13 protein-coding genes are annotated in these 16,376 nt (G+C 41.8%); 5 read left to right on the top strand and 8 right to left on the bottom strand.

Annotated features, from left to right (window positions below):
* Positions 1-3: 3 nt before the first annotated feature.
* Positions 4-3,378, bottom strand: coding sequence for a SusC/RagA family TonB-linked outer membrane protein (locus tag ABD894_RS09220; RefSeq protein ID WP_345210725.1), 3,375 nt, complete (start codon positions 3,376-3,378; stop codon positions 4-6).
* 605 nt (positions 3,379-3,983) lie between these two features.
* Positions 3,984-6,404 carry an ABC transporter permease gene (locus tag ABD894_RS09215; protein WP_345210724.1) on the bottom strand — a complete coding sequence of 807 codons (2,421 nt, stop codon included), beginning with the start codon at positions 6,402-6,404 and terminating at the stop codon, positions 3,984-3,986.
* Between the two features lie 1,014 nt (positions 6,405-7,418).
* Between ABD894_RS09215 and ABD894_RS09210 the strand changes: the two genes are divergently transcribed.
* From ABD894_RS09210 to ABD894_RS09200, 3 genes are read left to right on the top strand one after another with little or no spacing between them, the layout of a single operon-like run.
* Complete coding sequence (locus ABD894_RS09210; RefSeq protein ID WP_345210723.1) at positions 7,419-7,604, top strand: hypothetical protein; 186 nt, start codon at positions 7,419-7,421, stop codon at positions 7,602-7,604.
* A 25-nt stretch (positions 7,605-7,629) separates the two neighbouring features.
* Positions 7,630-7,782 carry a hypothetical protein gene (locus ABD894_RS09205; RefSeq protein ID WP_345210722.1) on the top strand — a complete coding sequence of 51 codons (153 nt, stop codon included), beginning with the start codon at positions 7,630-7,632 and terminating at the stop codon, positions 7,780-7,782.
* Positions 7,783-7,814: 32 nt separating this feature from the next.
* Positions 7,815-7,976, top strand: coding sequence for a hypothetical protein (locus tag ABD894_RS09200; RefSeq protein ID WP_345210721.1), 162 nt, complete (start codon positions 7,815-7,817; stop codon positions 7,974-7,976).
* Positions 7,977-8,432: 456 nt separating this feature from the next.
* On the opposite strand, the gene ABD894_RS09195 is transcribed toward ABD894_RS09200, so the two are convergent.
* Positions 8,433-11,738, bottom strand: a complete 3,306-nt coding sequence (locus ABD894_RS09195; protein WP_345210720.1) for a glycosyl hydrolase — start codon at positions 11,736-11,738, stop codon at positions 8,433-8,435.
* A 98-nt stretch (positions 11,739-11,836) separates the two neighbouring features.
* A complete protein-coding gene (lpxB, locus tag ABD894_RS09190; RefSeq protein WP_345210719.1) occupies positions 11,837-12,970 on the bottom strand; it encodes a lipid-A-disaccharide synthase in 1,134 nt (377 codons plus the stop codon).
* A 101-nt stretch (positions 12,971-13,071) separates the two neighbouring features.
* Between lpxB and ABD894_RS09185 the strand changes: the two genes are divergently transcribed.
* The gene (locus tag ABD894_RS09185; RefSeq protein ID WP_345210718.1) at positions 13,072-13,530 is read left to right on the top strand and encodes a DUF7684 family protein; all 459 of its coding nucleotides are present in this window, start codon (positions 13,072-13,074) and stop codon (positions 13,528-13,530) included.
* Here the strand turns inward: ABD894_RS09185 and surE are convergent.
* The 4 genes from surE to ABD894_RS09165 all read right to left on the bottom strand — a co-directional run bounded on the left by surE (position 13,527) and on the right by ABD894_RS09165 (position 15,117).
* On the bottom strand, positions 13,527-14,300 hold the full coding sequence (gene surE, locus ABD894_RS09180; protein ID WP_345210717.1) for a 5'/3'-nucleotidase SurE: 774 nt from the start codon (positions 14,298-14,300) through the stop codon (positions 13,527-13,529). The genes ABD894_RS09185 and surE overlap by 4 nt on opposite strands.
* An 89-nt stretch (positions 14,301-14,389) precedes the next feature.
* Complete coding sequence (locus tag ABD894_RS09175; RefSeq protein WP_345210716.1) at positions 14,390-14,575, bottom strand: CsbD family protein; 186 nt, start codon at positions 14,573-14,575, stop codon at positions 14,390-14,392.
* Between the two features lie 81 nt (positions 14,576-14,656).
* Positions 14,657-14,914 carry a Txe/YoeB family addiction module toxin gene (locus tag ABD894_RS09170; RefSeq protein ID WP_345210715.1) on the bottom strand — a complete coding sequence of 86 codons (258 nt, stop codon included), beginning with the start codon at positions 14,912-14,914 and terminating at the stop codon, positions 14,657-14,659.
* Complete coding sequence (locus ABD894_RS09165) at positions 14,905-15,117, bottom strand: DUF2683 family protein (protein ID WP_345210714.1); 213 nt, start codon at positions 15,115-15,117, stop codon at positions 14,905-14,907. Before ABD894_RS09165 ends, ABD894_RS09170 begins: the two co-directional genes overlap by 10 nt.
* A gap of 274 nt (positions 15,118-15,391) precedes the next feature.
* Here ABD894_RS09165 and ABD894_RS09160 point away from each other — a divergent pair, with 274 nt between their 5' ends.
* On the top strand, positions 15,392-16,120 hold the full coding sequence (locus ABD894_RS09160; RefSeq protein ID WP_345210713.1) for a helix-turn-helix domain-containing protein: 729 nt from the start codon (positions 15,392-15,394) through the stop codon (positions 16,118-16,120).
* Positions 16,121-16,376: the final 256 nt, after the last annotated feature.

The following is a 16,376-nucleotide window of genomic DNA, read 5'->3' as shown; positions in this document are numbered from 1 at the left end:
TTATTAGAAGCTTAAATTAATATTGAAACCAAACCTGCGGAAGGTTGAACTTTGCAATGCACCGTTTGACGAAGATCCGTTAGCGGTTCTATCGGCTGAGTTATAACCTGATGCATACTGGTCAATATCAAAGTCTTTACGTTTGGCAAAGTATAATAGGTTTCTGCCCACTAATGATACAGTGGCCGATCTGATACCGATTTTTTGAAGGAATGTTTTGTTGAAAGTGTAACCAAGGGTAACCTCGCGCAGTTTAGCATATGACCTGCTGATCATAAACGACTCATCAATGGTTTTAATAGTACCGTTCAAGTAACCCTGAACAGTAATTGGCGTAACGTTTGGCGCAAATGTAAGTTCATCAATATTAGCTATTTCACCATTTACATAACGTGGCGTACCGCTCACTATTTTAACACCCTGGCCAAACTCGTTACCAATTAATGCCGGCGTTGGTGCTTTAGTGCCGCTTGCGGTTGAATTCCACTCTGCTAAACGTGCGGCGCCAATTACCCCCTGTACGGTAGAAATATCACTACCGCCCTGGCGTGCCGAGTAATAATTATAATCATAAATTACACCACCTATACGGCCGTCAAACTGGAAACTGAAATTCCAATTCTTGTAAGAGAACTTATTGTTTATACCGAAAGAGAAATCAGGATTTAAATGGCCCAGTAAGCCTAAAGTCTGGCTGTTTCCGCCTGTAGCTTTTAACAAGTTACCTGTAGCGTCATACACAATATTACCGCTTTTATCTCTCAGGAATTTTGTTCCGTACACTTCATCAATACGATCACCTACTTTAAAGTTATGGTTACCAAGCGGAAGCTCGTTTAAACCATCTACACCAATATCGGTAATGGTTTCTTTAAATGTAGAGTAGTTAACATTAATATCCCATGAAAATCCGTTAGGGTTTCTGATAGGCGCACCGTTTAAAGCGATCTCGAAACCTGAACGTTTGGTTGTTATAGCGTTTAGGTTGTGTGCGCTAAATGTAGTTGATGGAGAGAGGATCACCGGATATATCTGCGGACCGTTCTCTGTATTAAAATAAGTTGCATCTAAACCTAAGCGGTTATTCAAAAATTTAACATCCAAACCGGCTTCGTATGATATACGCTTGTAAGCTTTCAAATTAGCATCAGCAAGCGTATTTGAATATACCGCTGAAGGTGTATTATTGTAATAAGAGATAGGGCTAACTGTATTTTGGTTCACATAGCTGGGTCCGTCATAAGAGCTGTACAACTCTGAACCATAACCTAACAACGCGTTAGAGCCTGTAGTATTACCAGTGTTTTGGAAGTAGGCCGAACCAATGCTCGATTGTGTTAAACCACTTTTTACCATAGCTGCAGATCCTCTTACTTTCAGGAAGCTTATAGCTTCGGGCAATTTCAGGTAATCAGTAATTGCCGACGAAATAGATACAGAAGGATAAAAGTAACCGCGGTTTCCTGGTACAAAGGTTGATAAGTTATCGTAACGGCCGGTTGTATTAATATTAAAGTATTTATCGTAACCAATATCAAAAGAGTAATAAGAGCTGTAGATCTGCATCTTAGAATCCCATGTCCAGGTAAGGGCCGTTTGTACCGAGTTTGATAATATGTACGCGTTAGGTACTGCCAATGCTCTTGTAGTACCGTAAAAAGAATTGTAATTAAATACACGCGCGTTGGCACCTAACAATGCAGAAACAGCCCATTTACCAAGTGTTTTGTTGTAGTTAACCTGCACGTCGGTATTGTTTTCAAACAACCGGCGGTCGTCCTGGCGGTAATCACCATACCAGCCAAATTTGTACCATGGTGTATATGCGTTTAAGTTAGCCGATGACGGAACCTGTTCTGTTCTTGTTTGATTCCAGGTTGTTACCTGCGAACGTAACGATACATTCAGGTCGCTGCTGATCTTGTAGTTTAATTTCAAATAACCGTAAATATCTGTTTTATCATGGCCACGCAACCATTTTTCGGCCATAAAGTATGGATTATTTAAACGACCGTATTCCTGCGCGTATTGCGTTATACCCGGTACACCCTGCGGGCCTTTATATATATCTTTCAAGTCTCTTACATCGTAATCGGCAGATCCGTAAACTTTAAACATGTATATATAACTGTTTGGGCCGTAGCTAACGTCAGGTATATTAGGGGTATATTGCTTGTTAAAATTTAAATTACCTTCAACAGATAACTTAGATGTGATGTTATAGCTTGCAAAAAGATTAAAGTTATCAGAGTTTAACTTGGTATTAGGCATTACACCCTTTTGGTACATGTGAGTGTAAGACATTCTTAAGGCATAGTTTTGGCCTGCCGCAGATACCGCTATGTTGTTGGTTGAAACCAAACCTGTTTCTATAAAGTTTTCCCAGTTATTTATACCACGTGCCAACCATGGTGTGGGTGTTCTTTTACCGGTAAGCGGATCGTACGGGCTATCGTATTGGCGCAGCAGCTGTCCCTCAAAGCGTGGACCGTACTCACCTAAGCGGTTAGCGTTATCATATAAAACATCACCTGTTGGGATATACGGATTAGTGTTATCTTTTGCCTGGTACTCGTAGTGATAGCCATTACCGCGGCCATATTCGTTTTGAGGCTGCGGTGAAGCTATCATTCCTTTTTCAAACAGAGTGCTGCTGTTGTAATCTACCTGCCACCCTTTGGCATCTTTTGTGCCTTTTTTGGTAGTGATAACAATAGCACCGTTGATACCGCGTGTACCATAAAGTGCCGCCGCGTTGGGGCCTTTTAATATAGTATACGTTTCTATATCATCCGGGCTGATGTTCCAGGTATCAGAGTTGATTGGAGAGCCGTCAACAACAAATAATAAATCTTTACTACCACGCAAAACAATTTCTGGCCTGCCTAACATTTCGGCATTTGCACCAATTGTTAAACCGGCAACTTTACCGGCAAGAGAGTTGATAGGGTTAGGATCGCGGGCTTTTACCAGCTCAGAACCTTTAACTTCCTGAACCGAATAACCCAGCTTACGTACTTCCTTTTTAATTCCGTAAGCCGTAACAACAACCTCTGATAGTGCTTTGGAGTCATTTTTCATTTGGATAGAGATATTGGTTTCTGTACCAATTATCACTTCCTGGGTTACAAGCCCAACTGATTTGAAAACCAAAACCTGCCCACGAGTTGCCGAAAGCGTAAAGCGACCTTCATTACCGGTGGTGGTTCCAAATGTCGTCCCTTTTATTTGTACGGTTACAGCCGCGAGAGGCTGATTTTGTTCATCGATAATGATACCTCTGATGGGTACATTCTGAGCATACAAAAGCTGCGGAATAACAAGCGTTATTACAGCTAATATTGCTACGTATCGCAATTTTAGTAAAAATATTTTCATGTATTTAAATTTTTACACGAAAGTATTTTAGCGATGTTAAGGATTTGCGTACAAGAGATATCCCCTATTTTAATTGATTGTTATCTTTACACTAAATGTTTATTTAATAAAATTTAAACCTTTAAAAATTGTTAAAACTTCAATTATTTAAAAAGGGCCACCGCTAAACGTTGGTTGCATTTAAGGGTTATTCTAATCAAGTTCTAATATCAGTCTGTAGCAAATTAATAGACCATTTTCTAAAAGATTGCTGAATTATACTTGCCTTCGCGGTATTATTAAAATCCCTGCAAAAATACCATTGAAAGCAGTTTGAAATATCAAGATGGCTCTAATCTGTTTCTAATAAAAATTTGATACATTTTGGATAACAATTTATTAATACCTGTAGAAATTTTAACATTCTGTTTAAATTTCTACAGGTATTTTTATTGGATATTCCAATATGGTTAATCAACGTTTTCCTGAGATTTGTTAGCAGATGTTTTATTACACTTTAATCATGCCAGCCAGCTAATTTTTCATTGAGGCAATATCTAAGTGATATAAGGGGGGTACACCCGGCATAATGCCTGTGCGGCAATCCTAACGGTATTGTGTAACCTCTACTCGCTTCTTAAACTTTTAACAGGGTTGGCCAACGCTGCTTTTATGGATTGATAGCTTATGGTTGCAAAAGCTATAATTACAGCCGTAACACCGGCCATTGCTAATACCCACCATTGTATATTAATACGGAAAGCGAAATCGAGCAGCCATTTGTTCATGGCGTACCAGGCAATTGGCAGCGCTATTAAGGCGGCAATAACAACGAGTTTCAAAAAATCTTTAGATAGTTCGGTTACTATTTGCTGTATACTGGCGCCAAGCACTTTACGCACGCCTATTTCTTTAACCCTTTGCGAAATGGTAAATGCCGACAAGCCAAATAAGCCCAAACAGGCGATAAATATGGCGATGCACGAAAATATGGTGAACAGGTTGCCCTGCTGCTGCTCGGTATGGTAAAGCTTTTGAAAGCGTTCATCCAAAAAAGTATACTCAAAAGGCTTTTCGGGTTGGTACTTTCTCCACATTGCTTCAATAGCGTTTAAACCGCCTTTTACATTATGGCCGTCAATTTTTATAGAAAGCCGGCTGTAGTTATTTTTGGCAAAAACAGGCATGCGCATTAAAAGCGGTACAATGTCCTGGTGCAGCGATTCGAAATGGAAATCGGCCGTTACACCGATCACCTTTCCGGTTACGCCGCCATAAATAATATCGCGGCCAATAGCGTTTTCGGGCGTTTTCCATCCTAATACCTTAACAGCCGCCGTATTGATCACGTAATTATTACTATCAGTACCGAAGGTGTGGTTGAAGTTGCGCCCCGCGGCCATTTTTATGCCGTAGGCAGGTATAAATCCATCATCGGCATTAAGGTATTTGATGGATGCTTTAACCGACAGTTCTTTACCACCTGCCGAAACAGACACGCCCTGATCGTCAAGCAACCTTCCCGATGGCAGGCGCGACGACCGCCCGAGTTCTTTCACCGACGGATTTTTTAGCAGATCAGCTTTAAAAGCATCATAATCATTCGCCGGGATTTCGCCAATGGTAACAATATGATCTTTGTTTATCCCGAGCGATTTACTTTGCATATACCGCAGTTGCTGAAAAACAATAGTGGTAGCTACTATTAATATAATAGAGATGGAAAATTGTGTAACCACTAATACCTTGCGGAAAGAGATACCGCCGCCGCCAATTTTCAATATCCCCTTTAAAACCTTTAAAGGATTAAACGACGACATGAAGATGGCCGGATATATCCCGCTCACTATACCTATTATAAAGGGCATCATCAAAATGGGTATCAATATGGCAGGCTGAGTTAAGGCGTTGATGGATAAACCCAGCTCCGATGCCTTATTAATTACAGGCAGCAACAAAGCTGTTAAAACCAGGGCAAGTATTAAGGATACATAGGTAATTAATACCGATTCGCCCAGAAACTGCATGATGATCTCTTTTTGCTGCGCGCCTATAACTTTCCTGATGCCTATTTCTTTAGCCCTTAAAGCAGAGCGCGCGGTAGAAAGGTTCATGTAGTTGATACAGGCGATCAGCAGGATAAAGAGCGCGATGGCCGAAAAGATATAAACCCTGGTAATATCACCATTGTCTTCCACCTCGGTATCCAGGTGCGAGCGGAGGTGAATATCCAGGAATGGCTGCAAACTTATCTTGGTCCAGCTTGAGGGTTTGTTGGCATCGCCTTGCGACGACATGTATTTGTCTAAAAAAGCGGGAAATTGCGCCTGCACATGGGCTACATTATAATCAGGCGGAAACAGCAGGTAAGTAAAAAAAGAATTGTTCCCCCAGTTGGTTTGCAAGCCCTTTCTGCCATAAACAGTACTATCGTTAAGCGTATTGAACGACATGAGCATCTGCGGGTGCATTTGCGAATTGGCCGGGAAGGCTTTGTAAACACCGGTAACTTTAAAGTTAAACTGGTTTTCAAAACGTATCTCTTTATTGATCGGATCTTCGTTACCAAAGTATTTGCGGGCAAGGTCTTCGGTTAGCATTACGCAAAACGGATCGGCAAGTGCCGTTTTGGGGTTGCCTTTCAGTGTTTTTACCGTAAAAAAGTCGAAAAAGTTCTCTTCGGCAAAGCATGCGCCCCTTTCGGTAAACAATTTATCCTTATAACGCAGGGTAACGCCGCTATTGGAGTATACACGGGTTGTTTTCTGAATATCCGGAAATTCATTTTTAAGCAGCGGCCCAAATGGTGGCGCCACCGAACCCAGGTTTAAGTTTACAACACCGTTTGCACTGTTAAAGCTGCGCGTTACACGATATATATTGGGCGCGTTGATATTGAACTTATCGTAGCTTACCTCATTTATAATATAAGTAAGTATCAGTAAACAGCAGGTAAGCCCTACCGTTAGGCCAAAAATGTTTATAAACGAAATAAACTTATGCCTGCTGATATTGCGTATAGCACTGCGTAAATAATTCTTTATCATAACGATAGCTGGTTCATTGAAAAATTAAAACTCCGGGGCTATTAACAACACTAAAAGGCATGCCACCTACTTAAATATATGTAAATCAATAAATTAATTCTATTTATTAAGATGTGGGTGTCCGCAGATGCAACAGCAGGTGTTCGGTTATGATACAGTTGTACAATGAATTGCGATTAACCCGGATGTAACAGTTATAGGAAGATGTTGATGTGTTTAGTTTATTTTGAGGCTGAAATAAGCGGTTACAAAAACCCTATAAATAAGTAAAGCCCCTGATGGGCAGGGGCCTTTACTAACCAATTATAAACCTAAATTATGAGAAGACTACTTTATGTGGTTGATTCGATGTTTTTGTTTCATCATTTTCAACAGTGTAAAGGTAACACTAAGATGAACAGTTTGCAAATGTTTTTTCAAATATTTTTAAATTATTTTATCGAAGCTTATTTTAATGACAATCATATTATCAATATGTTACGAATATCACAATTTTGATACCTTTTTAGCTAAATCAATTAATTAAACGCCTGTTTTTGTTAAAAATTATAAATTAATAAAAATTAGCCTCAAAATTCTGTTTGCCACAGTTAGTTTTAACAGAAAACACTAAAAAATTTAACAAAACAGATATTTTCCATAAAAATTCGCTTCAATTTCACTTCAAAATCGCTTCAAGTTGTACTGGGCAGCTATATTAACAAAAACACCTCTTAACATTTACTTAACATTTCGAATCCGTCACTATCGGGTATTAAAAGCATCTATGTCGTTATTTTTTTCCTGATTTGGGCGCAATCGGCGGATTGTCATCCGAAAAACATCAATTTGACTACTACAGCGAACAGGTGTATCACAATTTTGTACATCGCTTGTCCTAAAAAGAATTTACATTTCAACCAACGCGCCTTTTTGAAGCTTAATTTTCAGATAAATTAAGTTTACGAGCATATATTTTATCAAACTTTAAATTTTTGGCATTGAATTGGAATAGTACTTATCAAATGCAACGTTATGGTTATCGCGAAAAAAGGAGCAGCAGACGAGGGTGAACAAACATGGGAGAATCCTCAAAATCCGGAGAAGCCATCAGATGCCCGGAACGAAGAACAGATACTGAGGCAATATAAAGAGGCAAAACGAAGGAAAGACAACCTGACTGACGAAGAAGACAACAACGAACAAGAAACTAAGAACTGACAAAAACATAAAAAATATTTATACTATGAAAACCTACAAAAAACCATCAGTAAGCAAATTAGTTGCACGTTTTGATAACGAACTGAAAAACATTTTAATGAACGATCTGAAAGCTATTAAAGCCGCGAAAGATCAACTTTTAAATAAAATTTCGGCTGATCGTTTGTCGGCTGCTTAGTAACATATTTTCAACCATCACAACATCTACCTATGAAAAGCAATAAAATACCTGCAACAAGCAAATTAGTTGCAAAGTTCGACCAGCAATTAATGGATATTTTAAGAGAAGATCTGAGGTCTTTTAAAGCTAAAAATCAGTTTTTAGGCATCAACAAACAGGAAGCTGCCAAGCACCGCTTATCAGCCGCCTGACCATCATATACATCTACCTACAAAGCATCTACCTACAAAGCTTTACATCAACACCTATGAAAACGCAGAGAAGCTGTTTCAAAAGTAAAATCGCAAGCGAAAGCACAATATAAAATTTGGCGATCGTACTAAAAGCACTTCTTACAAACACAAAACGGGTGATTTTCGATTTGAAAATCACCCGTTTTGATTTATAAAGCGACTCAAAATTTAATCTGGCGAGTTTTGTCAAAAAACGACTTTTGATACAGCCTCGTTTTAATTACTGATCATGCGAAATAACTACAGTTTTACCCGCTGATAGCTTCTTATCATTACGGGGCCTAATAACCCTGATAATTGTAATTTTGACTTAGCATCCCAATGTCTGTAGGCGGCAAAAGTGACACGTTTAGAATCGCGGGCTACGGTACTATCAATTAACCAGGCAGGCCAGGCCGATGGCGGGCCATCTCCTCAACTGATATCATCAGGCAGTTGGGCATCGCCTATTAAGCGATTTATCCAAAGGTTGGTAACGCGTATCTCCAATTCGTTATCGCCTGCTTTTGCAGCGTCGGTAATATCTACTCTGAAAGGAGCTTTCCAAAATACGCCCAGGTTATGGCCGTTCAGGGTAACTTCGGCCATTACGCGCACACTACCCAAATCGAGTTCTAACATCTTGTCTTTACCTATCATCGCATCTGTAAGGTTCACATGCTTTTTATAGACCGCTGTACCTGAATAGTACTTGATGCCATCTATGTCAGACTTTGTCCACGACATCAGACCGGGGAACATAACCGATGCCGGGGCACCCATCTTTTTGTCAAAGCCAATCTCCCAAGGGCCAGTCAGAACAACAGGCTCAGGGATGTTTTTTACATTAACGTTTTTAGAGATACCTGTCGCCGACTTATAAGTTACCGTACCGGCATAAGGTGTGATCAGCAGGGGTATCTTATTTTCGCTCAGCATTTTGGGCTGCGGGATATCCTGTTCCAGGTGCGCGATGTTGCCCTGCGGAATGGCAACATCGCGCGGGTCTTCTTCTGTAGTGTAGCTCAGTCTCAATTCCCTGTCTATACCGGGTGTTGGCGCAGCATCAAATAATACATCCGTCACTTTAAATATCAACTGCCCGGAATTGATCAGCTCATTCACTTTATCTGCCACGTCGTAAACCGGATATTTAGGTGGCACTCCTTTAAACTCTTTAGTAAACTTACCATACAAAGCCCTGATGAGCTTGAACGGCTTACCCTCGAACTTAAGATCGTGCTGCTGACCTTCTACTAAACTAAGCGTCTGCCGCCTACCATCCAACTCATAATCCATGCGCAACTCCTTTACCGACCCGGGTGCAGGATCGGCAGGAAGCAAATTATTAACCGCCGCTATATATACGCCCTCCGGCTTCACCGCTTTGTTGATGACATCGGTCACGTCGCCCATACCATCAGGCAGGAAAGTGCCATACTCAGCCTTAACGATCTTCAGATCGGCAAGTGGTTGAGCTTTGGGATATTGCAGGTCGCTTTTCACCCGGCTGATTTGTGGCAACGCGCTGCCTTTACTGAATATTACGAACACGCTGCCATTAGGATCAAGGGATACGGGCACATCGATAGTTCCATTATCCCCTTTATTCCAAACCAACACATCTTCTACTTTGCCTGTGGATGAATCCCATAGCGATGGTTGCCTGCCCGATACTCTGAAACTTAAAGTAACAGCACGCTGCTCGGTTTTTGGGTTCGATACAAAGTAGATATCCTCTGTAGCGGTACGCCGATGGATGTATTTGATATCGGCCCCTGCTCGTCCGGCCGAAAAATCGGGAGCAAGGCGCAGCCTTGATAAGGCTTTACCTACCGATAGATCGGCAGATATTTTGGCAGGCCAAAGCTGACCGCTAAGTTGCTTTACCTGAGCATCATTATTGGGATAACCTACTAAACCTGGTGAGCGCAATGGCTTAGCACCAATAATGGTAGCACCACCCAAAGCCAGTTCCTTTAGCTTACGCAGCAATTCGGGCGTGGCCCATTTGCTTTCAGGTAGTACCAGCATGCTGTAGATATGGCCGTATGCGTCGTATATCTTGCCGTTCCTGGCTTTTAATTTAGCTAACTGATCCGGGCCGATCTGATCATAATCGTAACCCAGGGCTTTGATATCCGGACGCAACATGGCATCATTGGGCGAGGTTTCACCGGTGAATACTAATACATCGGCAAAGCTCTTACCGGTTTGCAACAAGTATTGCGAACGGGCAAGATAATCCATGTAGGCCTTGCTCTGCTCCCACCAGGTATTATGGCGATTCATATCCAAACCGTATTGGTGGAAGGTCATACCCGGAGTCAATTCCCAGGGTTGATGCGTGTAGGTGTGAAAGATGAAGCGATTAACACCCTCTGTCCAAACCCGATCACCCGAGGGTTTAAGCGTGGCCGGATGATTTACCCAGCCGCCTAAGCTGGTAAACGATTCGGTACCGACGATATTAAGGCCGCTTACGTGGGCTATAGATGCTGCCAGTTTAGGCGACTCAATATACTCATTCCTGCCGATCCAAAACTCACCCATCACGATATCGCTTTTGGCACCAACTTTTAGTGCCTCGAACGGACCGCCATAAGGCTCGGTAGAGAATTTCATCCCCACTTTATGGCACAGATCGGCAAAATGGCCCCAATAGTTCTTGGCCATCAGATCGCTGATGGTCTTACGATAATCATACAGAAAACGCTCAGACACCTCGCCGCTTTGCACATAAAAGCCGGCAAGAGTTGGCAGGTAAGGTATAAGGTCATAAGCATTTCTCTTACGAAATTCGGCAGCAAAACCCGGTGTCCAGTTACCGCAGCCAACTTCATAGCTATCTATCAAACAGTTGTTTACTGTAGTGCCAACCAGCGGACCAAGCTTATCAATGATCGGTTTAATGCCATCTGTCCAGTAGGCATCCATAGCCGCGCTGCTCATTTTATCTACCTCTAAACCAAGCCCGCCTTTTGGCGCAGGGCGGTTTTGCGCCCCGGTGCTGGTATGTCCAAATCTGAGTACCGTCCAATCACCGGCAGGCGCATCCCAATCCAGCGTGCCATCAGTAGCCATTTTGGCGCTCAGATCTAAAACCTTTGTTTTATCTATTACCGATGCTGGATCGATCACTTTATCATCAGGATACAAATGCGTAAGAAATTGATCGCCCGACAGCGTTTTTAATCCTAATTTATCTATCAGCACATTACCCTTAGGGGTAGGGAAAGCGATCAACGCTATATCCTTATAGTAATTGAACCTGGCTGTTGGCTGCGTTAGTTTAAAGTGAAAGTGGCTCCCTCCCTTTATGCGCGACTGCGAGTAAACCACCGTTTGCATAGACTGCTCCGGTTTAACCCATGGCCCACCGCTTGATGACCAGCCGGGCCCGTTATGAAAGGCCAACTCCATACCCAGGCGTTTGGCTTCATCGCCGGCAAATTTTATCATGTCCAGCCATTCAGGGCTAAGATATGTGTATGGCCCGTCCGGATAACCCTGACCAACATTAAAGATCTGCGCTTCTTGAATGCCTACACGCTTCATGGCCTCCAGATCGGCGGTGATACCCTTTTTAGATATATTGCCATCTATCCAATGCCACCAGGTGCGGGCCTTAGCGGCCGACGGCGGGTTATTGAAGCCCGTTTTTAAAGCAGTTTGCGCTTGCGATGCGGCAGATAACAACAAGAGCAGGTATAGGACAGATGATCTACGGATACGCGTCATAATTGGTTATTGGTTTGGCCAATTTAGCCAAAATACCATAGTCAACCATCCCCGACTGTCTTGTGATAGCAGGAGATACTCCACGCAAAGGGGCTGCCTCAAAGGGACAGCCTATTGCTGTTTTTAATGGTGCTATATTTTACAATTAAAGCGGCTGTTTTATCCGAAGCGCCGGGCGTGCCCATCTTTTCATCAAGCACATCATAATCGGCCAGCATATTTTGCCGGTATGTGGCATCGTTTATCATTCGGTTCAACTCTTCGCCTATCTTTTGGGGTGTACAGTCCTGCTGAATGAGTTCTTTTACCACCAGCTTATCCATAATAAGGTTCACCAGCGATATGTATTTTATTTTGATCACCATACGGCCTATGCCAATGGTAATGGCATTGCCCTTATATACCACCACCTGGGGTACATTAAACAAAGCGGTTTCTAAAGTTGCCGTGCCCGATGCTACAACAGCTGCCTCAGCATGGCTCAGCAGATCATAAGTAGCGCCAAAAACTACCGGGATATCATTGCCATTCAGGTATGGTGTGTAATAATCAACCGTGAATGATGGAGCGCCTGCAATAACTAATTGATGATGCGGAAATTTATCTTTGAGGGCTATCATATCCGGCAACAGGTAATTGATCTCCTGCTTACGGCTGCCGGGTAATAAGGCTATTATTTTTTTACCGTTAAGGTGATGCCGGGTTAAAAAGTCGGCAGCCGGCTTAAATGCCGATACGGCATCTAATAAGGGGTTACCCACATAATCAACCTCCATGCCCCAGCTTTTATAAAAATCAACCTCGAAAGGCAGTATGCAAAACAGGTGATCTACTACGCGTTTGATCTTCAATACCCGTTTTTGGTTCCAGGCCCAAACCTTGGGCGATATATAGTAACAAACTAAAATGTTATGTTTTTTTGCAAACCCGGCTATTTTGAGGTTAAAACCCGGGAAATCTATCAGCACCAAAACATCCGGTTGGTAAGCCAAAATATCCTGCTTGCACTGCTTCATATTTTTGAGGATGGATCGCAAATTTATCACCACCTCTACAAAACCCATGTAGGCCATTTCGGCATAATGTTTTACCAGTGTACCGCCTTCGGCCTGCATCAGGTCGCCGCCAAAATAGCGAAACTCTGCCTGCGGGTCGTGCTGTTTAAGCGACTTCATGAGGTTGGCCCCGTGGAGGTCGCCTGATGCTTCGCCGGCTACAAGGTAATATTTCATACAGATGGATTAATTAGCATGCCCTCAAAAGTACAAGCTTAGCGTTATTATAAAATAAATTAATATCATTTAACCGCCGTTTAACTATTTTAGCCTTTAGCATGACTGAATTAGGAAACCTAAACAACCGTCAAATAATTTATCAACCGTATAGCATAAACGGCGATTGGATAAACGCCCTGCCGCTTAACGATTGGCTGATGTTTATTATTACAGATAACCTGAGCAATGAAGAACTTTTTGAAATTGCCGATCAACTGATAGATAAAAAAGCCTGCTACCTGTGCTGCACCGGCATGCAGGGCGAAGATTTTCATGATATTGTTGACAATAACCTCGTTCTGCGAAACATAGAGAACAACCAGTCGGCTTTTGACGTGGTAACCACCTGGCACGAAAATATTGAGAACGGCTTTTGGTATTCCATATTCGCGGCCATACCCGATCATCCCGTGAGTACCGTTTTCTGTTTAGATGCCAGCCTCACCAATTTTCAATCGGCATTGCAACACCTCGTAACACAATTCGGCGAGGGTTATTTACCTGCCGACGAATCTTAGTCGTTAAACTTCCAGCCGTTCAATATGGGTATGGCGTGATGCGCCGTCATATCAAACTGTACAGGCACTACCGAAACATAATTATTATCGAGCGCCCAAACATCGGTATCCTCACCATTATCATTAGTTTGGAACACGCCGGTTAACCAATAATAAGGGCGGTTATGCGGGTCCATTCTACGGTCGAACTCTTCGGCCCATTTGGCATTAGCCTGGCGGCAAATTTTTATCCCTTTCAAATCATTCCCTGCCGGGAAGTTCACATTCAGTAACGTTGCTACCGGTAAGCCGTGCTCCAATACCTGTAAAGCAATTTCCTTTACATATTTAATGCAGGGCTTAAAGTTGGCTTCCTGTGTAAAATCATCTAAAGAATAACCTATCGAAGGAATGCTCTCGATAGCCCCTTCCACCGCTGCCGACATGGTGCCGGAATATAATACGTTGATAGAATTATTCAGGCCGTGATTGATACCCGAAACACACAGATCGGGCTTTTGGCCCTTAAAAACCAGGTTAACGGCAAGTTTCACACAGTCGACGGGGGTACCCGAGCACTTGTACATTTCAATGCCTTCGTACAAATCTACCTTATCAAACCTAAGCGGTTTGCCAATAGTAATGGCATGCCCCATCCCCGATTGCGGACTATCCGGCGCTACTACCACTATCCTGCCAATATCGGCCATGGCTTCTATCAGTGCTTTTATGCCGGGGGCGGTTATTCCGTCGTCGTTTACAACAAGTATGGTGGGTTTTGCTTTGCTCATGCGGCAAAATTACTAATAATAGGGCTTGGTATAGCCGTTAAAAAGTAAAGCCCCGGTTTTTTACCGGGGCCTTACTTTTATGATATTGCTTATAAGCTGTTGATCCAGTTTACCAGATCTTCGCGGCTTTTGCCCAGCTTTTGCTGTAAGCGGCCAAGCGTTTCGTCGTCTTTGCCTTCTTCGTGTTTCAAATCATCATCGGTTAAATCACCGTATGCCTGTTTAATTTTTCCTTTCAGCTCATTCCAGCCGCCTTTTATTTCTAACTTATCCATGATGTTTTTATTTAGATGTATATGGATAACAGACGGGGATGGGTTTGGTTTGATTTTTTGGGAAGGAGGACTAAAAGATAATTAATAATGATAACGTAACTGTACGATATACAGCGTGTCGTTCTCTACTTTATATACCAGGCGGTGTTCACCTGTGATTCGTCTTGACCAATATCCGTTCCAATTATGCTTAAGAGGTTCCGGCTTTCCAGTACCTTCAAATGGTGTTTGTAATATTTCTTCTATTAATTGCTTTATCTTTTCAACAACTTTTTTGTTTCCACTTTTCTTCCAGTATTGGAGTTGTTCTAAAGCATCTGTAGAAAAAACTATTTCCATAGATCTTCGAAAGAAACCTTAATGCCCTTACCAGCTTCTAATTGTTGAATACTTTCGTCCAAAGCTTTTTTATTAGCATCACTTGCAGCTAAATGCTCTGTTTCATCAAGTTCCTTCTCGTACTTAATATTAAACGCATCAAAAATTGTCTTTAGCGCTTTTTCCTGTGCTTCATCTTTTGGATGAATAGTAAGTATTGACATGCTTTACGACTTTCTAATATTTCTGTTATAGAAAACAAATTTAATAAAAAAGAATCAGGAGGATCAACTTTTAAAGTTGTCAATACTTATACCCGATTTATTGCAATAGATTTTTTCAGGTTTAATTGCGCTCATGCTTTCAATCCGCCACCACTTAAAACCTCCTATAGCTTCAAAACTTTAAATGTCGGGGTAATGTCGGCTATAATACAGCTTCATTTTTTGTACATTGGTTATGTTAATTATAACATTGCTCCAGAATTTTTATATAGCCATGCAACAACCAACCTTAGGCAAAAAGATTGTGAAACTTAGAAAAGCTAAGGGCTTAACACAGGAAGAACTTGTAGAAAAATGCAACCTAAGCGTACGTACCCTGCAACGGATAGAAGCCGGGGAAGTAACGCCAAGGAGCTATACGATAAAGTTGATCTTTACAGCTCTTGGTTATGATGTTTACAATACAGCGCCGGGATGGACAATTGGTGAAACAAAGGATACGATTCGCGATAGTATCTTAAAATTCTATCATTTCATAATCGATCTGTTTAATCTAAAAACCAACGCAATGAAAAAATTAACAATCTTGTCTGTCTTCTTTTCAATCCTTTGTGCCGTTGTATTTTCGGCCTGTCTTAGTTCAAAAAAAGTTATAAACGATCAGAAAGCTTTGGTTGGCACCTGGCAAATAACGCAGAATGGCGTGCCCGATACTACTTATGGCGGCCAACCTGGGCAAATCAGGTATCAAACAATTACCGGCGACCGCTTTATAGTTACCGATATACAGTATGCCAAAAAGCAGATCAACGCGGCATTTTCCGGGTCGTATACTTTAGATACTCAAAATAAAACCTACGCCATATTAATTGAAGCTGTTGGAGGGCCGGGCTACGCGCAGTACATGGATGGAAAAATAGGAACCTTTAAATATAAACTTACAGATTCACTGTTGTACCTAAAAGGGAATGGTTATGATGAAGTTTGGAAGAAGGTAAAATAAAACGTTTTTAAAGCATTGACAACTTTTAAAAAGTTGTCAATGCTTACTCTTATTGTCATGCTGAGCGTAGCGAAGGATCTATCACTTGCTGATTTCTTCGTTAGGAATGTTTCTGCTATTATTATTGTCAGTGGATGTTCTTTTTTCTTTTCGTGGCTGTTGCACAACTAACACAATGTTGAAAAGACATTAATAATGAAAGGCGAGGTGTTTCTTATCTTGTAATATGCAAGGGAAGAAAAGCCACCAGGAAAAG

Source organism: Mucilaginibacter gynuensis (assembly GCF_039541195.1).
GTDB classification, from domain to species: Bacteria; Bacteroidota; Bacteroidia; order Sphingobacteriales; family Sphingobacteriaceae; genus Mucilaginibacter; species Mucilaginibacter gynuensis.
Note: the sequence above shows the minus strand (reverse complement) of the source record. Positions and strands in the feature narration are given on the sequence as shown.

Coding starts and splice junctions, on each gene's coding strand:
- ABD894_RS09185 (WP_345210718.1), top strand. CDS start 13,072: ATGACTGAATTAGGAAACCTAAACAACCGTCAAATAATTTATCAACCG.
- ABD894_RS09165 (WP_345210714.1), bottom strand. CDS start 15,117: ATGTCAATACTTACTATTCATCCAAAAGATGAAGCACAGGAAAAAGCG.
- ABD894_RS09220 (WP_345210725.1), bottom strand. CDS start 3,378: ATGAAAATATTTTTACTAAAATTGCGATACGTAGCAATATTAGCTGTA.
- ABD894_RS09205 (WP_345210722.1), top strand. CDS start 7,630: ATGAAAACCTACAAAAAACCATCAGTAAGCAAATTAGTTGCACGTTTT.
- ABD894_RS09195 (WP_345210720.1), bottom strand. CDS start 11,738: ATGACGCGTATCCGTAGATCATCTGTCCTATACCTGCTCTTGTTGTTA.
- ABD894_RS09210 (WP_345210723.1), top strand. CDS start 7,419: ATGGTTATCGCGAAAAAAGGAGCAGCAGACGAGGGTGAACAAACATGG.
- ABD894_RS09200 (WP_345210721.1), top strand. CDS start 7,815: ATGAAAAGCAATAAAATACCTGCAACAAGCAAATTAGTTGCAAAGTTC.
- surE (WP_345210717.1), bottom strand. CDS start 14,300: ATGAGCAAAGCAAAACCCACCATACTTGTTGTAAACGACGACGGAATA.
- ABD894_RS09215 (WP_345210724.1), bottom strand. CDS start 6,404: ATGATAAAGAATTATTTACGCAGTGCTATACGCAATATCAGCAGGCAT.
- ABD894_RS09170 (WP_345210715.1), bottom strand. CDS start 14,914: ATGGAAATAGTTTTTTCTACAGATGCTTTAGAACAACTCCAATACTGG.
- ABD894_RS09160 (WP_345210713.1), top strand. CDS start 15,392: ATGCAACAACCAACCTTAGGCAAAAAGATTGTGAAACTTAGAAAAGCT.
- lpxB (WP_345210719.1), bottom strand. CDS start 12,970: ATGAAATATTACCTTGTAGCCGGCGAAGCATCAGGCGACCTCCACGGG.
- ABD894_RS09175 (WP_345210716.1), bottom strand. CDS start 14,575: ATGGATAAGTTAGAAATAAAAGGCGGCTGGAATGAGCTGAAAGGAAAA.